This window comes from Bradyrhizobium mercantei, from assembly GCF_001982635.1.
In the GTDB taxonomy this organism is placed as follows: Bacteria; Pseudomonadota; Alphaproteobacteria; order Rhizobiales; family Xanthobacteraceae; genus Bradyrhizobium; species Bradyrhizobium mercantei.
The window spans coordinates 20,278-45,459 of record NZ_MKFI01000009.1 but is presented as its reverse complement, the minus strand read 5'-3'; the positions used below and the strand labels follow the sequence as shown (position 1 = coordinate 45,459).

Annotated in this window: 18 protein-coding genes and 1 pseudogene; 6 read left to right on the top strand and 13 right to left on the bottom strand. The window is 59.7% G+C overall.

From position 1 onward, the window contains the following. Positions 1-132 precede the first annotated feature (132 nt). The 7 genes from BI327_RS35075 to BI327_RS35045 form a co-directional block, all read right to left on the bottom strand. On the bottom strand, positions 133-1,617 hold the full coding sequence (locus BI327_RS35075) for an alkaline phosphatase family protein (protein ID WP_076866104.1): 1,485 nt from the start codon (positions 1,615-1,617) through the stop codon (positions 133-135). Between the two features lie 86 nt (positions 1,618-1,703). Further along, positions 1,704-2,876: an aminotransferase-like domain-containing protein gene (locus tag BI327_RS35070; RefSeq protein WP_159450511.1), complete on the bottom strand. Its 1,173-nt coding sequence runs from the start codon at positions 2,874-2,876 to the stop codon at positions 1,704-1,706. 172 nt (positions 2,877-3,048) lie between these two features. Beyond that, positions 3,049-4,149 carry a hypothetical protein gene (locus tag BI327_RS35065; protein WP_076865946.1) on the bottom strand — a complete coding sequence of 367 codons (1,101 nt, stop codon included), beginning with the start codon at positions 4,147-4,149 and terminating at the stop codon, positions 3,049-3,051. A 144-nt stretch (positions 4,150-4,293) separates the two neighbouring features. Next, a complete protein-coding gene (locus BI327_RS35060) occupies positions 4,294-5,550 on the bottom strand; it encodes an extracellular solute-binding protein (protein WP_083742328.1) in 1,257 nt (418 codons plus the stop codon). Between the two features lie 81 nt (positions 5,551-5,631). Beyond that, complete coding sequence (locus BI327_RS35055; RefSeq protein WP_076865944.1) at positions 5,632-6,480, bottom strand: carbohydrate ABC transporter permease; 849 nt, start codon at positions 6,478-6,480, stop codon at positions 5,632-5,634. After that, positions 6,477-7,451, bottom strand: a complete 975-nt coding sequence (locus BI327_RS35050) for a carbohydrate ABC transporter permease (protein WP_394329907.1) — start codon at positions 7,449-7,451, stop codon at positions 6,477-6,479. The genes BI327_RS35055 and BI327_RS35050 overlap by 4 nt, the downstream gene beginning before the upstream one ends. Then, positions 7,448-8,626, bottom strand: coding sequence for an ABC transporter ATP-binding protein (locus BI327_RS35045; RefSeq protein ID WP_076866101.1), 1,179 nt, complete (start codon positions 8,624-8,626; stop codon positions 7,448-7,450). The genes BI327_RS35050 and BI327_RS35045 overlap by 4 nt, the downstream gene beginning before the upstream one ends. A gap of 809 nt (positions 8,627-9,435) precedes the next feature. Between BI327_RS35045 and BI327_RS35040 the strand changes: the two genes are divergently transcribed. The 3 genes from BI327_RS35040 to BI327_RS35030 all read left to right on the top strand — a co-directional run bounded on the left by BI327_RS35040 (position 9,436) and on the right by BI327_RS35030 (position 12,792). Then, the gene (locus tag BI327_RS35040) at positions 9,436-10,635 is read left to right on the top strand and encodes a pyridoxal phosphate-dependent aminotransferase (RefSeq protein WP_076865943.1); all 1,200 of its coding nucleotides are present in this window, start codon (positions 9,436-9,438) and stop codon (positions 10,633-10,635) included. A gap of 13 nt (positions 10,636-10,648) precedes the next feature. Then, entirely contained in the window at positions 10,649-11,521 is an 873-nt protein-coding gene (locus BI327_RS35035) for an isocitrate lyase/phosphoenolpyruvate mutase family protein (protein WP_076865942.1), read from the top strand. Between the two features lie 362 nt (positions 11,522-11,883). Further along, positions 11,884-12,792: a LysR family transcriptional regulator gene (locus BI327_RS35030; RefSeq protein WP_076865941.1), complete on the top strand. Its 909-nt coding sequence runs from the start codon at positions 11,884-11,886 to the stop codon at positions 12,790-12,792. A 222-nt stretch (positions 12,793-13,014) separates the two neighbouring features. Here the strand turns inward: BI327_RS35030 and BI327_RS42035 are convergent, their stop codons facing one another. Further along, a complete protein-coding gene (locus BI327_RS42035; protein ID WP_076865940.1) occupies positions 13,015-14,535 on the bottom strand; it encodes a porin in 1,521 nt (506 codons plus the stop codon). A gap of 1,147 nt (positions 14,536-15,682) precedes the next feature. Between BI327_RS42035 and BI327_RS35020 the strand changes: the two genes are divergently transcribed. Both BI327_RS35020 and BI327_RS35015 read left to right on the top strand, forming a co-directional pair. Further along, positions 15,683-17,503, top strand: coding sequence for a HesA/MoeB/ThiF family protein (locus BI327_RS35020; protein ID WP_076865939.1), 1,821 nt, complete (start codon positions 15,683-15,685; stop codon positions 17,501-17,503). Then, positions 17,500-18,033, top strand: a complete 534-nt coding sequence (locus BI327_RS35015; RefSeq protein ID WP_159450510.1) for a Mov34/MPN/PAD-1 family protein — start codon at positions 17,500-17,502, stop codon at positions 18,031-18,033. The genes BI327_RS35020 and BI327_RS35015 overlap by 4 nt, the downstream gene beginning before the upstream one ends. Before the next feature lie 920 nt (positions 18,034-18,953). Here the strand turns inward: BI327_RS35015 and BI327_RS35010 are convergent. The 3 genes and pseudogenes from BI327_RS35010 to BI327_RS35005 all read right to left on the bottom strand — a co-directional run bounded on the left by BI327_RS35010 (position 18,954) and on the right by BI327_RS35005 (position 20,177). After that, positions 18,954-19,307 carry a DUF2285 domain-containing protein gene (locus BI327_RS35010; protein WP_245335024.1) on the bottom strand — a complete coding sequence of 118 codons (354 nt, stop codon included), beginning with the start codon at positions 19,305-19,307 and terminating at the stop codon, positions 18,954-18,956. Between the two features lie 250 nt (positions 19,308-19,557). After that, a pseudogene (locus tag BI327_RS43365) lies at positions 19,558-19,734 on the bottom strand (transcriptional regulator domain-containing protein); the annotation flags it as partial. 167 nt (positions 19,735-19,901) lie between these two features. Continuing rightward, positions 19,902-20,177, bottom strand: coding sequence for a DNA -binding domain-containing protein (locus tag BI327_RS35005; protein WP_076865936.1), 276 nt, complete (start codon positions 20,175-20,177; stop codon positions 19,902-19,904). Between the two features lie 791 nt (positions 20,178-20,968). Here BI327_RS35005 and BI327_RS35000 point away from each other — a divergent pair. Further along, the gene (locus tag BI327_RS35000) at positions 20,969-21,193 is read left to right on the top strand and encodes a helix-turn-helix domain-containing protein (protein ID WP_076865935.1); all 225 of its coding nucleotides are present in this window, start codon (positions 20,969-20,971) and stop codon (positions 21,191-21,193) included. Between the two features lie 567 nt (positions 21,194-21,760). Here BI327_RS35000 and BI327_RS34995 read toward each other — a convergent pair. Both BI327_RS34995 and BI327_RS34990 read right to left on the bottom strand, forming a co-directional pair. Next, positions 21,761-23,104 carry a UDP-glucose dehydrogenase family protein gene (locus BI327_RS34995; RefSeq protein WP_076865934.1) on the bottom strand — a complete coding sequence of 448 codons (1,344 nt, stop codon included), beginning with the start codon at positions 23,102-23,104 and terminating at the stop codon, positions 21,761-21,763. Beyond that, positions 23,104-24,189: an NAD-dependent epimerase/dehydratase family protein gene (locus BI327_RS34990; RefSeq protein ID WP_076865933.1), complete on the bottom strand. Its 1,086-nt coding sequence runs from the start codon at positions 24,187-24,189 to the stop codon at positions 23,104-23,106. The genes BI327_RS34995 and BI327_RS34990 overlap by 1 nt, the downstream gene beginning before the upstream one ends. Between the last annotated feature and the right edge of the window lie 993 nt (positions 24,190-25,182).

Genomic DNA, 25,182 nt, shown 5'->3' with positions numbered 1-25,182 from the left:
TGACGTTCGTGTGTAGACGAAGGCCGCTGCTGCAGGAGATCACGCTCCGGAGCTGCTGGAATTTCACGGCTAGCCATATAGTTCCTCGATAGTCAGGCGCTCAGGTCTCGACGACGCACGCGAAGCGCAGAACTAGCTGACCCAGGCGCCCGTAATGTAGCAAGCGCTGTCCACGTGGATGCGGCGTAGCGTCTGGGCATAGCCATCAAGGCAGGCATCAAAGACGTCTTCGCGAATTGACGGGCCATTTTTGACTGACGGCGCGGTCAGCTCACGGAGCACACGGCCGGTCATGCTCTGCGGCACGGCCAGACCGAGCAGCTGGAGCATCGTCGGAGCCAGATCGCAGATGCCTGACACCACCGATGAAATGCAGGCCGAAGCAGGGAAGGCGGAGCCGGCAACGATTCCCAAGGCGGCCAATTCCTTCGGGTGCAGTCCTCCATGGAGGCCGAGGCCTGTGCGACGGTCGTTGTCGTAAAAAGTGCCGCCGAGCAGGCCGAACGGATCGAGGCCGTCGTCGGCGCGAAAGGAAAAGGCGACGTCCGGCGCGCGAACATGATCTGCGAAGACGAGGCGATTTGAAAGGCTTCCCGGGGCAGTCCCGTGCACTTCGTCCTTCGCAGACGTAAATATTGGCCCGCACCATGGCTGGGAAGTCATGGCCGCAACCAACCGGGCAAGCTTCCGCGCGTCCGGATCGGCAAGATAGAGAGCGCCGACCTGGCCAGGCACGACGACTACGTCCACCCCGGGAGCAGGCGCCCCCCCGGGCCTGAAGCCGGCCGCACGCAAGCTGTCGGCCACCGAAATGCACGTATGCCCCGTGATGTGGCCATGGTCCGAGATAGCGATGATCTGCACTCCGGCCTGTCGGCCCTCGACCTCCCACCAGTCGAGTACGCGACCAAACTGGCGGTCGCAATGGCTGATAATGGACCGGGTTGCCTCAGCCCCCGTGCCGTGAAAGTGAGAGGTGACGTCCGGCTCGCCATAGGAAAGGATGGTGACATCTGGCCGATATCCCGGCCAGATCACATCGAGGAAAGCCGATGTGATCCAGTCCTGTCCGATACGATCGGGCTCCGTCCTGGGCGGGACCGGCGTCAACGGGCTGATCCGCGCCTCCACCTCGGCCAGGATATCGCCTGGCGTACAAGCTTCACGGAAGTGACCGGAGAGGCGAATGTGGCCACATTCCTCCGCCTTGTGGTGGAACAGGCGGGTCGTACCCGGGGTGTTGGTGGCGAGCACGGCGAGGCTGCGCCCGTGAGCGGACAATATCTCCCCCAGCGAGGGAACGGAGTAGAGCTTGCCTCCGCTTGTCAGATCAAGATCGCGAAGGAGAATGGCGTCGGCCGTGTCGATGTAACGCGGTGGCACCAGCTCGCGATCTACGTACTTGTTGCCGACCATGCCGTGACGACCGGTCACGGCGCCCGTGACGAGGCTGGGAAATGCCGAGCGCGTCTCGCTTGGATATACCGTCCGGTGGTTTCCGAGCGCAATGCCTGCATTTGCCAGACGTGTCAGGTTCGGCGTCAATCCCTCACTGACGAGATCCGGACGCAGTCCGTCAAAGCTCACGACTACAAAATGCCGCTTTTCGTCGCGCAATGATCTCTCCTGCTCTATTGTCAATGCATGGCTGCGTGCGATCTGACATCGGCCCGCGGGCTTCAGAATTCGAAAAGGGCGCCCGGTTACGCGGTCATGCCGGGCTGCAACACGCGCCGATAGGCGTCCCGCACGACTTCCAGGCCTCGTGAAAGTTGATCACGGTTGAGCACAGTGCCCAATCCTACCCTGAGCGCCTCGGGGGCAATGCAATTCCCCACGACAAATGCGTCGCCGTGCCCGACGATGACATTCCTATCCTGCGTCAGTCTCGCGATTTCGAGGCGCGCCCCGGCTCTAGGTATTCTGACCCAGAGATTCAGCGCACCGGCACTGGTCGCAACCGGAATCCCCTCCAGGATGTCCTTCGCGAGTTCATGCCGGCGCTCCATCTCGAGGCGGACAGCGCCGACGATGTCATTGGCGTGCCCCGACAGCACAAGGTTGGCTGTGACCGCCGCATTCAACGGCGCCGGCATCCAGTATGTTGACCTGACACCAGGCCAGAATGCACGACCTGCAGCCGCGCTGTCCGGCGCTACGACATAAGCCACTTTCAACCCTGGCGATAATGACTTCGCAGTCCCGAGAATGTACCATGAAATTTCCGGAGCCAGTGTCGCAAACGGAGGCGGCGCGTTCAGTGGAAGCATACTGTAGATGTCGTCTTCGATGAACTGAACGTTATTCAGGCGCGCGATGTCGACAGCTGCCCTCCGGCGCTCGAGCGTTGTTGTGGCCGTTGTCGGATTATGCAGCGTGGGCAATATGTAAAGAGCACTGGGCTTGTCCCGCTCGCAGACATCGGAAAAGCTGTCGGGTACCAGCCCCTCATCATCGATTCTTACCGGGCAAAGCCTGATACCAAGTCTTGCTGCCATCGGTTTGACCGCCGGGTAAGTCAGTTCTTCCACCGCTATTACGCCGCCGCGACCGGCAATGCCGTCGAACAAGCGGTCAATTGCGCTCTGCGTCCCATTGGTCACGACGATCCTGCTGACGTCCGGGGGGGAGCCAAGTCGTAGCGAGACAAATGCCGCCCCCGCGCTGCGGTCTCTTTCCGTCCCCATGAATCGATGGGAGCCGACAAGACTGCTAAGCTGCTCCTCCGTCATGACTTTGGAAAGGGCGCATCTATACCGCTGTTCAAACACGTCGGCCACAATCGGCGGCAGATTACCACTCAGGTTGAGTGAGCCATCGACGAGTGTGGGATCGGTCTGACGGGTGACTTCCGGTCCCCCCTTTGCGTCGGTCAAGATTCCGTCTCCCGCTGTTTCGACGTCTGGTTTCTTCCTGCGCATCCGGCCTCCCGGCGCGTCCCCCCACACGTCCGGGCGACGTCGCGCTGTACTTTCGTGAGGTGCGTGAGCCGAGGCCCTCTCGCCTCAACTCCGCGCCCCCTCTCTGTCCTGCCTGGTGAGCGTTCCATTAGGACGACGTCGCAGGCCAGCTTGTTGGCAGTCCGAGTTCTCGACGAACGATGTCGGTACCTTTGACCAGAGACCGGATCTTCCCGAAAGCTACCTCGCGCGGTAGATGCCACATCCCGCAGTCAGAACTGGGATGGAGCCTCTCCGGAGGGATTACCTCAAGCGCTCCCCTAAGTCTCGAAGCAATATATTCGGGCTGCTCAATATCCATTGTCCCGAGATCGAGCAGGCCCAGCACGACATGTTTATCGCCACAATGGCGCAGCAGATCGGGCTGATGGCGCGGTTGCTCGTACTCGATGCTCATGGCGGTCAGTGATCTGGAACTGGCCAGCAGTTCCAGCAGCTCCGGGTAGGTCGGGCTTGGCGCCTTGCTTTCTTTCGAATACGCGTACCCGTAGCAAACATGCACCGTGGTCGGCCGCGTCAGCCCTTCGATCATCCGCTCGATTGGAGCGATGCCGAGCCGCCTCGATCGACTGAACCGCGAATGCATGACCGGATCGTCAATATGCAGTACCGCTGCGCCGGCTTTTTCAAGAGCAAGCAATTCCTTGTTAAGAGCGGCCGCGACAGCCATCGCAAGCTCGAGCTCGTCGTGGTAGTATTCATCGGCCAATCGGTCGATGACGGTAAACGGGCCGACGATCTGTGTCTTGAGCGGTCGGTCGGTTTGGCGCTTCGCGAATTCAAGTTCTTTGACGGTGATCGGCTCAAGCCATTCGATGGGGCCGACTACACGGGGAAGACCGTCGTCATCCTCTCTCGACCATTCGCCCTCCTTCTTGAATTTGACCGTCCCGATTTCGGAGGGAGGCACGACGGTACTGGCGGGCCGCTCAACGTTCAGTCCGCCCAGCCTGGAAATGAAGTGGCGGTCCCATGCCGAGCGCCACGGCTCGCCGTCTGTCAACAGATCCATGCCGGCTTTTTCCTGATCGTAGATAGACAGCCGCGCAACATCGGCTTGTGCTCTTTCCAGGAGATCGGGCTGAATCCGCCAGGCACGACCACCCAAACGATAGATTTCATTGTGTTTGATCAGCCAAGCGGGCTTCGTGTAGCTACCAACAAGTTGGGTTGTGAGCGGGTGAAGCATGTTCGCGGTCCCTGTGCATGAACTTGAGTGGTCCCGTGCGCTTCACGACTTCTTATCGTGGCGCGCAACATCTTCCACGGCGCAGCGTTCGTCACGTCGCTGTGAAACACGATCGGCGGGTACGGATAATGTGAGCTCCGAGGCTTACCTTAGAAGAGCCTCGACATCCCTCGTCATAGCCTCGAGCGCGACGTCGGGTTTCGATTTGAGTGTGACCACGGCCCGCAGCTGCTCGCGAATTGCGTCGCTGATCTTGACCGAGTTTCGTCCCGGGAATGCGGTCCAGCTCGTGACGATCGGAAGCTCCTTCAGGCTTGTGACATAGAGCGGATTGTCGCTGTAGAATTTTCCCAACAGGCCCGGATCACTTGCCGGACGGTCGTTGCAGGGCATCATGCCTGTTTGCTCGACCACCAGCGTTTGCGCGATCGGTCCCGTGGCGAACTTGATGTACTCCCACGCGGCCTTTCGCTTCCTGGAATCTCTTGTGGTCAGCATGTAGATCCCACCGCCCGCAGGTATCCTTGCATTGCTTGCCGAACGCGGCAGGGGAGCGGTTCCGATCGAAAATTTGTTCGCTGAAGCTCGCAGCAGATTGCCGAGCTGCGCACTGGACCCCACGTAAATCCCGAGAACGCCAGCAGCAAACGATTGTCTCGCCTGCTCACGGGGCATGTCGGACATGCTCGATCGGCCGATCTCGCTCAGGGTCGCAAGGGCGCCCAGCCCCTCCGCATTGTTGAAGCCGATCTTTCCTTCTGAAGTCACGAGTTGTGTCCCCCGAAGATTGAGCAGCGCCTGGAAGGTCCAGTTACCATCCGCCTGGTAGTCGAAAAACATTCCGGCCCGCTGGTCGCCAAGTGCGCTGATCCTGCTGGCGATTTGCAGAATGCCTTGCCAGTCGGAAGGAAACTCGCCCGGTGTCGCGGACACCGATCGAACGAGATCGGCGTTGTAAAACATGATTGGCGTTGAGATGCGGAATGGTAATCCCCAGACTTTGCCGTGGTATGTGCCAAGGCTGACAAGCCTAGGGCTATAGCCCATCGATGCCCAGTCCTTCTCCTGCTCGATCAAAGAATCCAGGGGCTGCGCCAGATCACGATCCACGATCTCGCCGAAAAGGTTGAATGCATGTTCAGCAACGTCAGGTCCATTACCGGTGGCAGTGTCCAGAACGGTCCGCTGCAGCTGATCACCCCAAGCCTCGACGGGCGCAGCCAAAACGACAGCGATGTCGGGGTGCATCTGGGTAAAGCGTCGGGCGATCTCTTCTTGTATCGGCTTCATGTAGGAGTTCACGTAAGAGACGCGAATGGTGACCCGGCCCTCCGGATGGGCCGGCGAGCCGGCGAAGGCCCAGATCGCGACACAGAGCATTGCACAGAGGCGGCGTTTCATTTTGATGGAGCTTTCTGTTCAAGAGAACGGCGATCGCTTATCGGTCTGTTGGCGTTACCTGCTTCACTGTCGGCTGCACCGTCATTTCACCGCTCCTCCGGTCATGCCTTCGACGAACCACTTCTGGGCGGCAAGGAACGCGATGACGAGAGGCATCACGACGAGAGTTGATGCGGCCATGAGCGGGCCATAGTCGTTTCCTGCCTCCTCGTTCCTGAAAACCATGATTCCCAGGGGCGGCGGCATCAACGATTGATCACGGACGACGATCAGTGGCCAGAAGAGATCGTTCCAGTGACCGATCACCGAAAATATCGAGAAGGCGATGAGAGCGGGCAAGGCCATAGGCAGCATGATCTTCCAGACGATAGCCAGTTCAGAAAGACCGTCGAGTCGCGCGGCGTGCACCACGTCATCGGGAATGGTCATGAAGAATTGCCGGAACAGGAAGATTCCGAACGGCGAGACGACGTAGGGGAAGATGAGTGCCGCATAAGTGTCGAGCAGGCCGAGCTGGTAGCTGAGGATAAACAGTGGCAGCGACAGCACCTGGTGCGGCAGCATCAGGCCGATGAGCACGATGCCGAAGAGCAACTTGCGACCAGCGAAACGGAGCTTGGCGAGCACGTAGGCGCACGGCGCGCAGACGAGTATCTGGAGCGCCAGGATGATGGCACAGACGAGAACGCCATTTCCCATGTAGCGCAGGAGCGGCGCTTCGGTCAGCGCCCGGGAGTAGTTCTCAATCCCGTAGAACTGGTGGGGCCAGAACGAAAAGGATACCCCGAAGATCTCGCATGGGGGCTTGATCGACAACGACAGCATCCACATGAAGGGCGCGAGAATGAGCGCGCCGGTACATATCAGCACGGCGTGGCGAAGAATCGATGACAGCAGCGACTGGCGATTCGGGAACGTCATGGCGCTCATTGATAGTGCACCCTCTTGCCCATGATCCTCGCCTGGACAAGCGTGAGCGTCACGACGATGCCGAGAAAAACGACCGCAAGGGCGGCACCGTATCCGGTGCGCAAATACTCGAAGCTCTCCCGGTACAATGTGTACAGAAGCATTTCAGACGCGTGCCCGGGGCCGCCCTGGGTAAGCACTTTCACGATATCGAAGGGTTCGAACGCCCTCACCGCCACGACGATGACGACGAACATCGAAACCGGCCCCAACATCGGAAGCGTGACGGTGCGCAGTCGGTCAAACCAGAAATCGGCACCATCGACGTCGGCAGCGTCGTACAAATCCTGCGGGATGCTCTTCAGGCCAGCCAGGAACAGCACCATGGCATAGCCGAGGTTCTGCCAGATGCCGATGGCGGCCAGCACTGGAAGGGCGGTATTCTCGTCTCGCAGCCAGTTGGCCGTCGGCAGCCCCGTGACGGCAAGCGCCTGGTTGACGAAGCCGATCGCGGGGTGCAGCAACGCCTCCCAGGCGATCGCCATGGCCGCGAGTGTTGCCATGAAGGGCAAAAAATGGACAGCGCGATAAAAGGCGCGGCAGGACTTTCCGCTCTCGATCAGCACTGCGATGACAAGACCGAGGATGCCAGCCCCCGGCACGACGATCAGAACGTAGACGACGGAATTGAGAAGCGACGCCCTGAACGCAGGGTCGAGGAAGACTTCGCGAAAATTGGCAAAGCCTACGAAGGAAAAAGAACGTGCTCCGAACTGCCAGTCACTGAATGCGATGACGAAGACCCCGGCCACTGGCAGCAGGAACAAGACGAGCAGAAAGAAGACTGCCGGTCCAGCCAGCCCCCACGCCGCCAGTGTCTGCGCAACGGCGCGAGCACGGGCCGGTGACGTGACGGGGGCGCGGTCCGTTCGGGCGCCGCCCATGGCAGGGGGCTCGATGTGGACACCGGAAAGGGAAAGCGGTTCGCTCACCGGGCGATCTCCCGGATCGGTGCGATCGATGCCCGGCCGTGTCCCGCGTCCCGGCGCAGACGCCGCCCATCGCGGCTAAAGACCAGCACGCGATCTGGCCTGACGCCGACATGCAGGGTCTCGCCGATGGCGATATAAGGCGCCCGTTCCGCCAGCAGCCGCGCAATCACCGGGTGATCTACGCCCGCCAGATCAAGATGCACAAGCAGATCAGAGCCCATGTGCTCGATCATGCGGACGGAACCGGTCAGCACGTCCGGTCCACCATGGTCGACGAAATGAAACGCTTCGGAGCGAATGCCGACGGTGAGATGGGCGCCAGCGATTACGTCGAGCTCCATGGCGAGCGTCGATCCGGCCACATCGATCACACCTCGTTCGCGCACCATACCGTCGAGCATATTGATCCTGGGCGAACCGATGAATTCAGCGACGCGGCGGTCGTCGGGATCGGCATAGATGTCCTGAGGCGCCGCTACCTGCAACAGCTCGCCATCAACCATGAGCGCCACTCGGTCCGACAGCGTCATTGCCTCGGCCTGATCGTGGGTAACATAGACGAACGTGCCCCCGAGCCGCCGATGCAGATCCTTGATCTCGGCACGCATCTGCACACGCAACTCCGCGTCGAGGTTCGACAGCGGCTCGTCCATCAGGAAAACAGCAGGATGGCGGACCATCGCCCGACCGACGGCCACGCGCTGGCGCTGGCCACCGGAGAGCTGCCCTGGTTTGCGCGCCAGCAGGTGGCCAATGCCGAGGGACGTGGCGGTACGCATGACTTCCACGTCGATCGCGGCCGAGATTCGCGCCGTTCCCGGCAGCAGGCGGCCGACAAGCGGAAGCCTCTGGAAGGCCGATAGCCCGCGCATCCGGAGCGGCAGCGCCATGTTGGAGGCAACTGTCATATGGGGGTAAAGCGCGTAGGACTGAAACACCATCGCCACGTCCCGCTGCTTCGGCCTGAGGCCGTCCACCGCTCGCCTGTCGATCAGGACCGAACCCGCGTCCTGCACCTCCAGCCCGGCCAGAATACGCAACAGAGTCGACTTCCCGCATCCTGACGGCCCCAGCAGCGTCAGAAACTCGCCATCCGCTATCAGCAGCGAAACACCACGCAGAACAGACGTCGGGCCATAATTCTTCCGGATGTCCTCAATCGCTACGGATGCCATCTTCGTTACTTCCACATCGTCATGAGAGCTTTGCGAAGCAGAATGAGAATTGTCTGTCTCACTTTGGCTGCCCGCCGATGTGCGAGAACTTCAAGACCCGCTTTGCTACACCCGAATGACGCCCATCGAATAATTAGATGCTAACTATGGAACATGCGATGATGTAGAGGAGCAGCCAGAAGCAGCACGTGCCTACTCGGCACATTTTATGGATAAAGCGAGCGAACAGCGAAGAGTGCCGGAGCTTGATCCCGATTCCATCAGCGCATCTCCCTTCCGGAACGACATCCTGACTGCCGGGTGTCGAGCGCCTTGTCCTGAGCACCTTGCTTAGAGAACCTCAAAGCGGTTCGTTTCAATCCAAGGAGAGATAACTGAAGGCGCGAGAGTCGAGGCGATCTGCTCTTCGGTATGTCCCTTCTGCCGGGGCGAAGCAGCTTCGATGGGTTGCACCTTGCGACGCGACTTCCCTGACAGCGATGTCATCGCGGTGAGCAACTAGTCTTCGTGATCGCCGATTAGACGCCGGACGCGGGATCTCATGCACTGTCCCTGTCCTGCCGCGGACCATTGGCTCCCGACCTGCCGCCCCCCTGCCGTGTGCACCATCTGCGTGAAGATTCTCACGCCGTTCGTCCTCGTTGACCGTCCATGGCGCATCCACCAAGCGGGGGCCGGCAGCTTCGTTTTTGACTGATCGCAGAGCTCGATGATCTCATTCACAAACGAGATAGCATGATTGGTTACGCCGTTTGAGGGCGGGTAGAAGTTTCGACGTTATTTTTTCCAGGTTCGCGAGGTCCCCTACCTTGTCTCTCGTTGCCGAACGGCTTGGTCTCGTCCGCCCCTCTGAAACAAAGGCCATAACGGCACGTGCCGGCGAGTTGCGGGACAAGGGGGCCGATGTGATCACGCTCAGCCAGGGCGAACCGGATTTCGACACGCCTTCTGCTGTGTGCGAAGCCGGCATCCAGGCGATCCGCGAGGGGAGGACGAAATATACGGCGGTCGCCGGGATCAAGCCACTGCGCGAAGCGATCCGCACGAGCCTTGGCCGCGATCACGGACTGGATTATGGTATCGACCAGATTACGGTGGGTTGCGGTGCGAAGCAGGTCCTGTTCAACGCCCTGTTCGCGACCCTTGATCCCGGGGACGAGGTGGTGATCCCGACGCCATGCTGGGTCTCCTATCCGGACATGGTAACGCTCGCCGGTGGCAAACCGGTGCTCGCCGCGTGCGAGGAATCCCAGGGCTTCAAGCTGCGCCCATCGGCCCTTGAGGCTGCAATCACGCCACGCACCAAGTGGCTGATACTGAACTCGCCCTGCAATCCGTCCGGCGCGGTCTACAGTCGTGACGATTTGCTCGCGCTCGCCGCGGTGCTCCGCCGCCATGCGCACATCCATGTGCTGTCTGACGACATCTATGAGAAACTGACGTACGATGCCGCTTTCGCCACCATGGCTGCGGTCGCGCCAGACCTTTACGGGCGCACGCTGACAATCAACGGTGTGTCCAAGGCCGACGCGATGACTGGCTGGCGCGTCGGTTATGGCGCAGGGCCAAGGGCGCTGATCACGGCCATGAACCTCATTCAGGGCCAGACTTCCTCGCACACCAGCACGATTTCACAATATGCTGCCACCGAGGCGCTGTCCGGCGATCGTCACCATATCGAGCAATTCGCAAACGCCTTTCGTCAGCGGCGCGACGTCACCGTCGCGAAGCTGAACCAGGCCGAGGGGCTTTCGTGCCGCGCGCCTGACGGCGCCTTCTACGTTTTTCCTTCCTGCTCCGGCGTTATCGGCAAGCGCACGCCAGGCGGCAAGGTGATCGGGACGGATACTGATTTCGCCCTCTATCTGCTCGAGGATTTCGCCGTGGCTGTTGTGCCGGGGAGCGGATTCATGGCCTCACCCTATATCCGCATTTCCTGCGCCGCGTCGCTGGAAGACCTCATTCGCGCCTGCGACCGCATCATCGCTGCCTGCGCGGCGCTGTCCTGAAAGAGTATTTTCCATGTCCCCTGCCAGGAACCTCCGCGCTCGCATTGCCAAGGCCAGCCTTCTCCACATCATGGCCGCCCACAGCCCGCTTTCGGCGCTCCTCGCAGAAGAAGCCGGCTTCGATGGCCTGTGGGCTTCCGGCTTTGAGCTGTCGGCTCTTTTTGGCTTGCCTGACATGAGTCTCGTCTCGATGACACAACATCTCGACATGCTGCGAGCGATCGCCGGCCGCTCAACACTGCCGATCGTCGCCGACATCGATACCGGCTATGGCAATGCTATCAACGTCATCCATGCCATCGGTGAATACGAGCGGGCCGGTGCCAGCGCCGTCGTGATCGAGGACAAGACCTTTCCCAAGGTATCAAGCCTCATTGCCGGCGGACGCCAGGATCTGCTGCGCACCGAGGAATTCCAGGGCAAGATCGGGGCCGCCGTCGCGACACGACGGGATCCGGATTTTCTCATCATCGCTCGCACCGAAGCGCTGATCGCCGGCCTTGGCGAAGCCGAGGCGTTGCGCCGTGCGGAAGCCTACGCAGAGGCCGGCGCTGACATGATCCTGATCCATTCGAAAAGTAAGGATTCCTCCGAGATCGAAAGCTTTTCGCGCGCTTGGACCGGATCAGTGCCACTGGTGATCGTACCAAACGCCTACCCGGATCTCGACGGTCAGCGGATCAGGGCCCTTGGCAATATTCGTATGGTCATTTACGGCAATTATGGCATCCGTGCCGCTGCAACGGCGATGCAGGAGGCCTTCCGCCGGATCCGCGCCGACGGCGGCGTACAGAATGTCTACAAGGATATCCTGCCCGTCGAGGAGATTTTCAGACTTCAGAATATGGAAGTGGCCAAAGCGGCGGAAGCTCGCTTCCTTTGCTGAATGATCCGGCCGAATTTGGCCTTGAAACAGATACAAGAGGTCTTCAGCCCTGAACCGGCGGTGCGCCATCGAGCGCATCGCCTACCAGCTTTCTCCTCACGGAACCGGAGCTTTGTCCGCAACGTACAGATCGATGGTTTGCGACCAGACGGCCGGTTAAGGCGCGTCCGTGAGAACGTCGACGCAATTCAACGACAAAGGCCACCGCGCCGATCGCGTCGTTCCAGCAAGATGTTTTTGCTCGCGATATCGCGTTTAGAGCAGTAATCCGGCACCGACATCGAATAATGTGATGCAATATTGATTTGTGGCAACGGCCTCGGCCTCGGCGGGCGGGCTTCCCAAAGTCACCGGAGCAGAAGATGGCGGCCGAACACGACGACGTCCCGCTCAACGCGATTCGGGCTTTTGTGACCATCGCCCGCGAAGGAAGCGTGACCCGCGCAGCCAGCGTGTTGAGGACGACGCAAAGCTCGGTCAGCCGCTACCTCGCCGTGCTACAGGACTATCTCGGGGCAGACCTGATCGAAAGACGCGGCAGACGGAGCGAATTGACGGAGTTCGGAAGGCTTTTTGCCAACACCGTTTCTGAACCCCTCGATACGGTGTGCTTCACCGCCCGACGAATGCGCCGGCGGGATCGTCCGGATGCCAATCGAATTGTGGTCCGCACGTCGCTATCGACATTCGCCTACTCCTTGCTGATTCCAAATCTCCAGACATTTTCTGCCGAGATGGGAGGCGTGATCGTGGATGTGACGAACTCACTGTCGCCGCCGACATCTTCCGACGACTTCGACATCCTTATTACACGCGATCTTTCCGTGATCGAACCGGCCGACGATTGGGAACTCTACAATGAGCAGGTCGTCTGTGTGGGCGCTCCGGATCACGTGGATGGCAAAAGCCTTTCCGTTATTCGCTCGATGCCGATTCTGAACGTCAGATCACGACCCGACATATTGCCAACATGGCTAAGGGCGATGAACCTGACCTCGGCAGACATCAAGTCGGGAGCCCGATACGACCATAATTACCTTGCCCTTCCGGCAGTCATGACAGGAAAATGCCTTCTGGTGTTGCCTGAAATCATTGTCAGCGATCTGGTGCGCGGGGGCGCCCTGAATGTCATACCGGGATCACGTACTCCGAGTGGCATGCAATATCGGGCGTATGCGGTCGATCGCAGTGATAATCCGGAAATCGCCCGTGCCTTCTGCCGGTGGCTGGTCCGGCTTTGTAAAAAGGCCGCTCTTCCGGACATCGCCTGAATATCTCGCATGAGCTCAGTTACAAGGATGGCGGTCCTGAACGCGGCACTCGAAGAACTCGCCAGGCGCGGGGCTCGTTACCGCGCCTGGCTTTATCGAACGATGGCTCTTCCTGACCGGTCCCAGGTTTTCTCGACCGGCATACTCATCCCCCGCGACGCTCCTCTCGCAAGAGGAGTCTTTTTTCGCTCTACCCCTCCAAAGATGCTCGAGCGCTGTTGGCTAGAAGCGAACAAGGACCATGCTGTGAATACGGTCGGCTGTTCCACCGCCAATCCCGTTCGCATCCGGAATCACCAGTGTTCGCGATCCATGAAGATACTCAACGCCCAGGTCGACCGATGGCACGGGGCTGTAGATCAGATTGACACTCGTGGCCCACAAGCTCCTGTTGACGGCGCTTGAGGTCGTCGTGAACTGGGTCACATAAGCCGGGTAGCTGAGACTGGTGGCCGAAACGAGGGCATTGGCCTGAAGATTTGGAAGAAACCTGTACTGCAGCCCAACAAGGCCGGCAGTGGCCGTCACCGTATCGATCCGGGCCGCCTGAGACGTCACGCCAGGCAAGCCAAAGTTGGTTACTGCACCAAATCCCTGGCTGACCGTGATCAGATAACGACCGATGCCGGGCCCATAGTTTGCCGTTGCAAACAGTGCCAGACGGTTGTCGAAGAGATTGAGCCCGCCGGTCGCACCCAGACCGTAACCCGTGGTCGATGCGTGATATCGCTGGGCGGCCGCGGACGCAGCCTCGTTGCTGATACCGATGTTGCGGACCATCCCTCGCAAGGCGAAGAACGCGCTTTCTCCTCGCCAGACGATGCTCGCCGCACCGTCCGGAGCCGAACTCAATGCAAAGCCTGCACCACCATTGGAGTCGGGATAACTTGTTCCGGCTGTACTTGTGACGTCACTGTAGGTGTTCTCAAGGCCCACACTAAACGTCGTAGCGCCGTAACTCTTGCGGTATTGAATGGCTGCCTGGCGAACAGCGCTCGTTCCGGGCGTTGTCCAGTCAGAGACACTGCGTAATGGATTAAGTATGCAATCGCTGAAGACCGAGTAGGTCTGTCCGGCGACGATGGATCCCCAGCCGTCAGTATTGCCAAATTCTCCAAACGCCAATCGAAGCCTCGTGGTGAAGCTTGACGCAGTTGTCTGACTTGTCGGGTCGGACTGTCCAGCCCAATCGACCTCGAAGTAGGTTCGGGCCGTTCCAAAGTTTTCACTAACCGGAGTTCTGGCATCAAGAGCAATGCGGGACCATCGAGCTCCGACTGCAACGTCCCCCGGGGTCTGGGCGCTCTGCGCCCCGCTCGATAATGGAATTGACGGCACTGCAATATTGTCGGATCTGTTGCGCGGCCCAAGATCTCCATAGGCATGAACTTTTGCATAACCGGAGATCCTGAGCGACGTACTGGTTCCCGGGATTCGCATGCTCCCCGGAAAGCTCCCTTGCAGAGGATCCGCTGCACTCTGCGCCGCCTGCGCCTTTACACGAGCAGCTTCAGCCTGAAGTCGCGCCTGCTCCGCCTGCGCACGCGCTTCTTCGGCTTCATTCCGGGCCAGTTTTGCTGCCCTGGTCGCTGCACGATCGCTGCGAGCTACCGTTTGCCTTGTGGCCTCAAGTGACTGAATACGGCTCTGCAGGCGTGCCACCGCCTGCTTCAAATCGTCCAGCGATTCCCCGGCATGAACCGGAGAAGGACATGAAAGCGCCGAGCCGACCGTCGCGCTCATCGCGAGCGATGTCGCCAACCTACGGACTTGTCGCGACCGCGCAAAATTAGGCGCGTATCTACTGGATATCAGTTCGCCGGATTTTCTTAGCAGTGAAGTCCCAACACATGCGTGAATACGGCCTGCGATGTTTTTCAGACTGGACCAGAAAAAAATCGTGCGTGCCGTTACTAGCCGGTTGGGCATCGCGTCGGGCAACCTGGGCAGATAAGCGCTCCCAAAAAGCCAGTCGCGCTGTCGACGGGACTCCGCGCCCTGCCCGTTGCTTTTTGGACTCCCAACCGCGCAGTTCTCATGCGGAAGACGGCCCGTGCTCACGCCGGATCCCGACGCGCAGCATCCGCCTGTCAAAGGCATGAGGCGGGCTCGGACTATAGTGGTCAGGCTTTGACACGCTCGGCTCACGAGTATCCAATGGCGCACCCGCAACGCCGCGAACATGAATAACCGTCGATTAAATACAGGCAGCGCAGAGCCGCAACGATTTGATCCAGCAAACCTGGTTGAAAATGTCATGCCGTATCCTTAAGGCCAGACCTCGTATCTGCCGTCGCGAATATCGTTGCAAAGCAATAGTCCGGTGACAGGCATCAACTAATGCGATGAACGTTTCTCATTTGACGATTGGCTTGTTTGAATGGCTCTGCCAGTCCGCGCGGCGCCGCTCGTCGGCACTACCGGACACGGCGTGCCGGCTTCCCGGTGTCCGGTCTCATCGGCTCGTTGCCAGTTCGCTGACGTAAGGAAAGTATTTCTCTGATGCATCCAGAATATTTCGCCCGCCGGTGACCGGGGGGATGAACCCCCGGCCTTTGCGGATCATGTCGTCAGATGTTGTTATTTTCCCTTTCGCTATGTTCATAAAGGCTCCGCCTTCGTCCGAAGCGCACCAATATGACCTTGATTGTTTTCTGCGGCGACGTTGTTCTTGTGTTCGACTCACGCTAGGCAGACTGCGCCGCTCTGGCCGCGAAACGCATGGTGCGTGCAGCTGAAGCGAAGCAAGGAAGGATTGACGTATGGCCAAGCCGCCCCACCCCTCACATCCGGAGCATCCGGACGTACCGCCCGGTCCTCCCAGCGAAACGCCGGGCAAGGGCCCGCCGCGCCCCAGTTCGCCGCCTGGACATCGTCCCGTGGGCCAGGGATGACCAGGCACAACAAGCGTGGCGCCGACCAGGCCTGGTGGACGATCTGGCCGGAGATCTTCGATGTCGAGCTCGCAGCCTTCGCACGACTCGGGATCACCCCGCGAATCGTTCACAAGGGAAACGGGGTGCTGATCCTCGAAGCGGACTGGCCGGTGCAGGGCCAGTCCGCACATATGTTGTTGCGCATCGGCTACTCCCCGCTTCACCCTTTCTGTCGTCCCGCGATCGCAGCCCCGAACGAGAGCTTCGAGCGCCATCAAAATCCCTTCAGTCGTGAGCTGTGCCTGCTGACCCAGGAATTGGGACAATGGGATTCACGTCAGCTCGTCGCGGATTTCATCCAGGAGCGGTTGGATCAGCTTCTTCACGCGCTCACTGCCAGGAGAGACGGGCGCTGGGAGGATGCTGCCGCACTTGAGGAGCAAGCTGCGGATCCGCTGATGCCGTATTTCGCCGGAGCTGCTGAGGTGGACTCCGTCATCCTTTTTGATGGTCAGGCACCGCTGCCTTCGGGTCAGCATGGATTGATGCAGGTGGCCTGCACCAATCGCGCCACCATGAGGAACGGCGCGGCCATCGAAGGCGTCCTGCAGCAGCTGAAGACCAGCGCTGGCGTGCCGATCAGTAAACATTTCGGCTTGCCGGTCGGGCCCGAAGGAACTGAGGTGATCACCGGGCGATGGGTGAAGTTCACGCCCCCGGCAACGGCGGACGGGAGAGAACTGCTGCGGCTTGCGGAAGAAGAGCTTGCGCGACAGGCGGTGCTGCAGCGAGCCAGCGTGCAGAAGGTCAATGATGTCGCGCGAGGTCCGTTTTCCATCACTGGCATCGTATTCCCGGAGGAATCCGAATATGGCTCGCAAAAAAGCGGCGTGGGGTGGCTATTCCTCGTGACGAGGGGCAGTTGGGCGAGCGGAGACACCTGTGCAACCGACACGAAGCTCATCCGCGGCGAACGCGCTGGAAAGGACGACATATTTTCGCGGTTACCGGTCGCAAAATCTCTTCTCGACAAGAAGGCTCTCGTCGTTGGCTGCGGCGCGATCGGAAGTTTCGCCGGCCTCGAACTCGCGCGCGCCGGTGTTGGCGAGATTGGCCTTGTTGATTTCGACACGGTCGAGCCCGGAAACAGTCTGCGCTGGCCACTCGGCCGCACGGTTTGGGGAAACGGCAAGGCAAGTGCTCTGGCGAACTTCATCGCCTCGAACTATCCATGGACAAAGGCCTGGGTGATTGAGGGGAAGCTCGGTGCGGCCGTCACGGAACCGGCCCATATTCCACGCCAATGGAACAACATTCTCACTCCACTATTCGATGAGATCCATTCCGCCGATATCGTGGTCGATGCTTCAGCCTCATCGGAGGTCCACCTTGCGCTGTCCCACTATTGTCGGCGATTCCGGGTGCCGTATGTGATGGGGTATGCAACGCTCGGTGTCGCGGGAGGCGTGGTCGCGCGGTTCCTTCCGGATTCCGAAGGATGCTTCGTTTGTCTGCAGGAACACTGGAACGACGCGCGGGTCTCCCCGTCGAAGGACAAGCAGCACATCCCGGAGCCGCGCGTCGATGACGCCGGCGTCGTCACCCCGGTCGGCTGCAATGCACCGACGTTCACGGGTGGCGGCTTCGATCTGCAAGAAATCTCTCTGGAAATCGTACGCACAACCGTGGGGCTCCTCTCCGAGGGGAATTACGATCCGGGCGGTTGGGATCTGGCCGTGCTGACGCTCAAAGACGATGAGGGCGCGCGGATGTTACCCCGTTGGCAGGCATTTCAGTGCCCGCCTCATCCCCGATGCTGCGGAACCGGGCGATGACGATCTGGCTCTCCTCACATGCGCTGCGGCTGATGTGCCGGTATGCACGAGAGCTGTCTCCACTCGAGAATGGGGGCATTCTGCTTGGGTGGCGGTCCGGAGAGGACTATGTCATCGTCGACTTGCGCGGCCCCGGTCCGCGCGCCCTTCACGGGCTGCATTGCTTCATTCCGGATCACGCCTGGCAGATGAATGAACTTAGCCGTGCGTTCGAACATAGTGGCGGCGATCTCGACTATCTCGGGGACTGGCATTCGCATCCGAACGGAAGTGCCGAAATGAGTGATCTCGATTCGGCGACGCTCTTGCGAATAGCCCGACAAGTGAAGGCGCCACTCATGCTCATTGTTGCCGGCAGCGGAGGGGACTGGTCGCCCCGGTGCTGGAAAGGACACCTTGCTGGCCCGTTACTTTGGCGCCGATTGGCAGCAGCGCCGCAGGAAGTCAAGGTCTTCCACTCGCCGGCAGCCTGGCCCGGCTCGAGCACAGTTCGAACCATCGAAGCCGGTCAGCTGACCCAGGATTCTTAAGCCTGATGGTGTAGCCTGTCGCATGGATCGTGCCCGATGGGGACTGAAACGTAACTAACTGCCCCCGACATTCGTATCGGAGTGGTCGTTCGTTGCCCGGATCGCGAGTGCGTCGTTTCAACGGGTTTCGGCCAGGCGACAGGCAACTCACCGCGACGCTCCTCCCCCATGACGTCGGTGCGCGTGCCGATGTCCAGCGGCGGCGCAGCTCGCATGGTACGGTCCTCAACCAGGCTGACGCGGTTCTTCTGATTGATCCATGTGATTGATCTGATTTGCCTTCGCAGCTGCGACCTGTCTTCATTCGAGTCCGCTCAGGGTATGAAGGTTTGCCGACCCAGGTGCAGGCGTATCGTTTTCCGTTCGCTGCGGCCGAAGCTAACCAAACCTTGATCGCGAATTGCAGTCTCGATCTGTTACTGCTGGTTCGCACCAGCGCATTCACACCGACGACATGTTCATCTTCTCGAGAACGTGCGCACGTGACCGAGCGGCTTGATCCACCCGGAACCCGGCGCACCCCGAGGTAGTGAATCCTGATCAACCGTCCGACTTCCAGCTCGGACAATCCCATGCGCTCAACGCGTTCACGTCTTGCTCGCGGTCATTATCTGGAAATCGCCTATTCTCGTGTGTCGGGTATGTCGGATCTGCTGCAGAGTCTGATATCTTTTGTCAAATGGCGTGGCATGTCTCGCACCGCCCTCGAAGGATACGGCAACGATATGGCCCGCTTTTGAACTTGAGCCACTCGATCGGTCCCCAAATGAGATATCCCGGTCCAGTGTTCGAGACGAAGACCGGGCGCGTCAAGTAAAAAACCCGGGCCGTCGCCCGGCTGACATCCTTACTCGACCCGGCGCCGACGCAGTGAGTAGTCTCAATGCCGCAGGTCGACGCGATGCCGGGCAGCGAAAAGTTCAGGAGGTGTCGTCCTTCCTTTTGTGGCGGAGCAAGGCGCGATAACCACCTCGGATAAGACGTACCCCCATCTTGACTAGCCGAATGATCCGGCTGCGCAGATCACTTGTTTTCCAGCCCCGATCAGGAATGCGAAGCGCGCCAAAAAGGCCTTGCGCGATTTTGCGATAGCTGTTTCCTTCCACCCATCCATCTGCGGCACGCAGGGCCAGGATGAGCCGATGCCGGGTCTGGATCGGCAGAGCACGTGGGGACGGGCCGAGGGGGCGCTGTTCGAGCGCTCGCCAAAAGCGCAGTGCCGCCTGCGAACGAATGTCGAAATCGCGGTCGAGCGGCAGATCGACGACAATCACTGAGCGTTTCGATGGCAGTTCTCTCAGCCAAAGGCGGTGCTTCGCGCCTCCGAGCGGCACGATGGCATGCCATCCATCTGGCGCCCGACGAAGCTCGCTGCCCGCTAGTTTGCCGAGATCCAGGTCGTACCGTTTGGACGACCTCAAACCGACAGCCGGGCGGACAGACAGCACGGTCGACAGCGCCTCGGGCGCCCAGAAAATGGCCTGTTTGTCGAACGCCGTTCGCGGATCTGGGGCGAAACGAAAGCCCCCACTTCCTTCGGAAGCGGTCCGTCGTCGCGTCGGATCGTTCGCTGCTGGTCAGGACCTCATAATCTCTTTCATACTCGAGGTCGCGACGTAGACATTCCCAAGCAATGTCCTCCGCTTCTACCGTCTTGGCGTCAGGATATGCTTGCTTTGATCTCCAGTCAGCGGCTGCCATCGTACTTTCTTCCCCGCACGTTCATGCGACGAAATTGCAGCCCCACGATTGTGACGATTTCTGGTTGTGCTAATGCAATTGTTCAATATTGATCTGATCCGTCGATGGAACAATCAATTTTTGCGATCAGAGCTCGATAGAAATCACGTCCGCTTCAAGTGCGTCGCCTATTCACTCTTCGGCCAACCGCGTCGCAGGAGATGACGATGGCCGTGACGCGCCATCCATTTGGCGCGAGCCAAATGAGTGTCGAAAGCGCGGCGCGCGCGATCCGGCTCAAGGACCGGATCAACACCGAGCACAACGCGCGCGACTTCGCGCCAATCTGCATTATCTGCCTGTGCATCGAGAAGGCGCAGGTAGGTAACGACGTGCTGCTCATCGTATGGCGTAAGCTCAGGCGCGCTGGGCGCCACATCTGCGATCTTATGATCGGCCGACACTGCCTGGAACTCCTAGCAAACTGAAAAGCTCTAAAGAAATCTGAGCGACGGTAGCCCGCTTCACGGCATCTTGGTACCGGATTGATTGCCGCAGTCTACAAAATGTTCCCCCGCAGAAACATCAATTGGAGGCGGCCATCGGATATCTGGGCCTCTTCCGTCGCTTGTCTCGATTTCGCTCGCCCGACCTTCGCCGGTGTTGATTTGACGTGTCCATATCGCTTGGAGCGCGATGAGCAGATTTGCGTCCTGCAAGCCCTTGCTCGCTCGTTGCCCAAGTAGAAATCGACGCGTGTGGTTTGGCTGACGCACCTGTTGCCTCCACTCGCTGGCCGATGATGGCTGCTCGGTTTGGTCGGCTGGCGAGAACATTGTTCTCGATTTCGAACTCCACGTGAGAAAATTTGCTGTTTGGTCGCGCCGCCCTGAAGAAAGCCGCGGCCCGGTTAGCCATGCATTTTGCTGCCGCCAAATGGATGAGGAACGGTTCGCGTGCGCGCACTGGCCGAGATCTGGATCGATATGCAGCACGGTCCGATCAACCTCTTTTCGGTCGGCGTCGGCGGCTTCCGGATCGATGAAGTCGCCGGCAGGTCACCAGATGCCGCGCGCCACGGGGCAACAGCACTAAACTATCCGAACGAGGATCAGCGACGGTTCAGTGGTGGGGTCCGGATGATCTTACGCGCGCGCAACAGAGCGACGCAGTTCCGGTTCACAACGAGCGTGAGGCGTCATTTTGTCAAGTATATCGAGGTGCAGTATATCGAGCAAGCGGCATCCTTTCCCGCATGGACTTGCGGGAGATATTCGCCACCAACTTGCGCCGTCTGCGCAATGCGAAAGGATGGTCCCAAGACGAGCTTGCCTTCGAGGCCAAGATAAGCCGGGGCTATTTAAGCCTGCTCGAAAAGGGCGAGTACTACGTCAGTATCAAAATCATAGGTCAACTTGCCGAGAAGCTCGAGGTTGAGCCTGCTGAGTTCCTCAAACGGCCCGCAAAGAGCGGCCGCTAGGTAGGCACAGCCCAATACTCGCCTTACCCCAATCCGTTTTTTCTGGTCTCTTCCGTAACCTTTGAAAGCTGCTCTAAGTGATTCCAGCGGTCGCGCTTCGTCTTCCCGCGGCCGACGTGGATTCGAGATGGGCTGACGCAGGGGCGCATCGATGTGGTTGGAATGGTCGTGACGATCTCCATACCGACATGGGCAAGACAAACTTGGGGCGGTTTACGAGGAGACGGAGAGCCGGCTGGTGCTGCCACGACTGATGGCCGGCTTGGCCATTCTCAAGCACACCCACGACCTCCGCGGGGCGCTGGCTGGAGACTCCCTGATCCACGAGTGCACCTCGTCAACTGCTCTTACCTGTCTGCACAATCTGATTGTGCAGGCATCCGAGCGTGCCCGCATGCGTAGACACTGAGGTGTTGATCTGTCGGAATCCTGTCGCCAAGCCGCGGGCACGCGCCAGACCTTTCGGCGCAGAAGACGCGGGCAAGAAAGCCGCGATCGACGCTGCGAGGCTCGACGGCTGACGAGGAAGGCTCCCGATATGGGGTAGGCTCGTAGATCACGCCTGATTCAATTCAGGCGGCGCCCAATGGTCACGTAATCCGCCGTGGGCACAGCGGCTGGGCTGATCAGTCGACGCGCGTCAAACACCGTCTTGCCGGCGACGCACAACGAGGCGAGTTCGCCGTATTCCTGCGTCCGCGTCGCGATGATGACGATCTCGGCCCACTCGACCTCGCGCCGCCAGTCAGACGAGAACCGTATGCGGTTCGCAGCGATTCCGATGGCGAGCTTGAAGTTATCCGTCGCGAGCGGGTCGTAGCACTTGACGTCCGCTTCGACGCGCAGAAGATCACGAACGATCTTGATCGAGGCGGACTCGCGGACGTCGTCCGTGTCCGGCTTAAAGGAGAGGCCGAGAACCAGGATTCGTCGGCCGAACAAAGGCCCGCACTTCCGTTCGAGAGTAGAGACGATCTGGCCCGGCTGCGCGGCGTTCACGTCAAGAACGGCATTGAGCATGTTCATCGGGAGGCCAAGGCTCTCGCCATGGGTGCGCAGCGCCTCTACGTCTTTTGGAAAGCATGACCCGCCGAACCCACAGCCCGGAACGAGATAAGTCAGGATCTGTGGGGCGAGCCGGCCCGAGGGAGTGATCGGCGACCAGCGTTTGTCGAGATGGACGCCGCGCATGACGTCGAGGGCGTCGACGCCGCCTACCGCAACGCAGAGATTTGCGAGTTCGTTGACGATGGATATCTGGGTGGCCAGAATTGCGTTGTTGGCATATTTAATCATTTCGGCCGTGCGGCTGTTCACCCGCACTTTATCGCAATTCCACGGAGCGTAGAGTTCCTCGAGCCGCTCCAGCGTCCTCTCGTCCTCCTGACCGATCACGATGCGATCGGGCTCCATGAAGTCCTCGATCGCCTCTCCTTCGCGAAGAAACTCCGGATTCATGCCGAGGCCGAAGGCCCCGAGCTTCTTCCCGGACGAGCGCTCGAGCTCTTTGCGCACCATCGTGTCCGTTGTCCCCGGGATGACGGTGCTCTTCACGACGACCGACAAATGATGAGGAATGGTCGCGAGATAAGCGCCAATCTGGCGAGCGCATTGCCGGACGGCGCTAAGGTCGATCGCGCCGTTCTCGGACGGCGTCCCGACGGCGATCAAGGCGATTTCCGCTATCTCAATCGAGGCGTGCAGGTCCGTGGTCGCCCTAAAGCGGCGCGATGCAAGCACTGACTTGAGCAGTTCAGGGAGGCCACGCTCATGGATATGCGGCACGCCGACGTTAAGCTGTGCGACGACATCGTTCCGCAGATCGACGCACGTCACGTCGTGTCCCTTCGCCGCGAGGCACACGCCCGAAACGAGGCCCACATAGCCGGAGCCGACAATTGCAATGCGCATCACCTCCTCAACTCGTCGTGTAGAAAGGACAGGTACCGCCGCACGCCCTCATTTACGAGAATCTTGGGAGAGTACCCGAGAATGTCCCGCGCCTTTTTGATCGCGGGGCGCCGCCGGCTTGGATTGTCGACAAGATACTCTGCGTCGGAACTCCTCTCGAAGACAACCGCGCCGCGGCGTCCGAAAAGCTCGAGCGACGCCTGCTGATACATCTCGGCAAGGCCGTGGACTGAGATCTCCGGCCTATCGATCCCGATGTTGAAGTAATCGTACTTCCCATGCAGAAGGCAAAGGAGATAACCCGTGATCGCATCGGAGATGTAGCAAAACGTGCGGGTCGGGCTACCATCGGAAAGAATGACAATATCGCGTCGATTGATCACGCATCGCGCGAAATCGGCCGGCAGCCGACGATCGTCGATGCGCATGCCAGGCCCATAGTTGTTGAAGGGGCGCGCGACAGTAATGGGCATGCCATACGTCTTGGCGAAGACGTAGCACATTGTCTCGCCGAAACGCTTCGATTCGTCGTAGCAGGCCCGCGGGCCCAGGCACGCGACATTGCCCCGGTATTCCTCGTCAGTCGGGATCGCGGCCTCAGCTGGATTGCCATAGATTTCGCTGCTCGAAAAGAACAACAGCCCCCTGAGACGATCCGAACCCCGATAGGATTCGAGCAGCCGCCGTAGTCCCCAGATGTTCGCGTCGATGGTCTCGACCGGATACTGCCGATAGAACGTCGGCGAAGCGATCGAGGCCATATGGATGACGTAGTCAGCTGCGCCAATGCCGTCGATCGTTCGAAGGTCACCCGTGGCGATGTTGAACGCTCGTGTCTCGAGCACCTTCGGAAACTCCGCACTCAGGTCAATCAGCCACTGCGGCCGATGCAGCAGAAAGCTGTCGAGCGCGATGATCCGCTTCAGGTCGAGTTCGCACACTTTTCGCGTGAGGTACTGGAGGAAGTAATATCCAAGGAAGCCTGCGCAGCCTGTGACCAAGACCGTGGCCCCTGCGAAGCCTCCTCGCGGCAAGGCCGCATGGATATACTCGATATCTTCTCTGATGATGCGGCTGATTGTCACGAAGCGTTCCGAACGAGGGGGTGGGCATTGCTGGCGTGAACTCAAGAGGCTCGACCCAACGCCAAAATCTCTTCGAGCAATCCTTGTTATGCCGCGTATCCATGCAAACTCAGAAGCCGATTTGACGCCATACGAGCAAGCCGCCGGTCCAGGCAAGGTCGGTGAAGGGCTCTTTCTCCAGCACGAAGTCGGCTCGATCGCGAAGGTCGTTCACGAGAGACTGACAGAAGAAACTCGGCGCCGCCGTTGATCCAGCTCGAGCCCTGCTTGGGCTCTTCGGAGTTCGCTCTCCGTCGATTTAAAAGGTCCTGTGATTGCTGTTGCGGCGTGAGGTCTGCAGGCTTCTTGAAGAGCGGACCTCAAATCTCAAGAAAGACGAATCATCGGCGTTTCTCCGAGAACGGAATGATCTCGTAACGGACAAGTCGATCGCGCTGAGATGCTGCGACGATGTTTAGACCCGGCTGCGTAAGATCTGACGCGCCAGTCGACGGTGCGTCCAATTAGAGAAAACCCGTGTTGCGCTGAAAAGCGCGGTGACAACTGATGTAGGGTAGCCGGTTGCATGATGGTGGCTGTCGAGAATGAGAGTGTTGCAGCGTGAATGAGGCGTTATTGCCCTAACTCAGGAAGGTGAAGATAGCGCGCCTCCGCACGGCAAGCTCGTCGCACGTCAAGGGTTCAAAGACGTCGGCGAGCATGGCGAGGACAGATTGTGATTGGTCCCGCATGACGGTTTCCTTTGCGTTTGACCGGCCGACGTTCATCATCGATAGGTGACACGCTTCCGTCATCCAAATCAATTACCAGCGCGGGTAGTTGACCGGAGCGCAGCATTTTGTATGCCGGGATAGAAGCGGGGACAGACGTCCCGGTCACGTCCTAACAATCAGACGGCCCTCAGCGAACTGACTGCTGAGGCATGTCGTGTAGTCTTTCAGAATGGAACCGGTCTTTTGCGTCGCCGAAGCCAGGGTTCACCTTCCGCGGCGC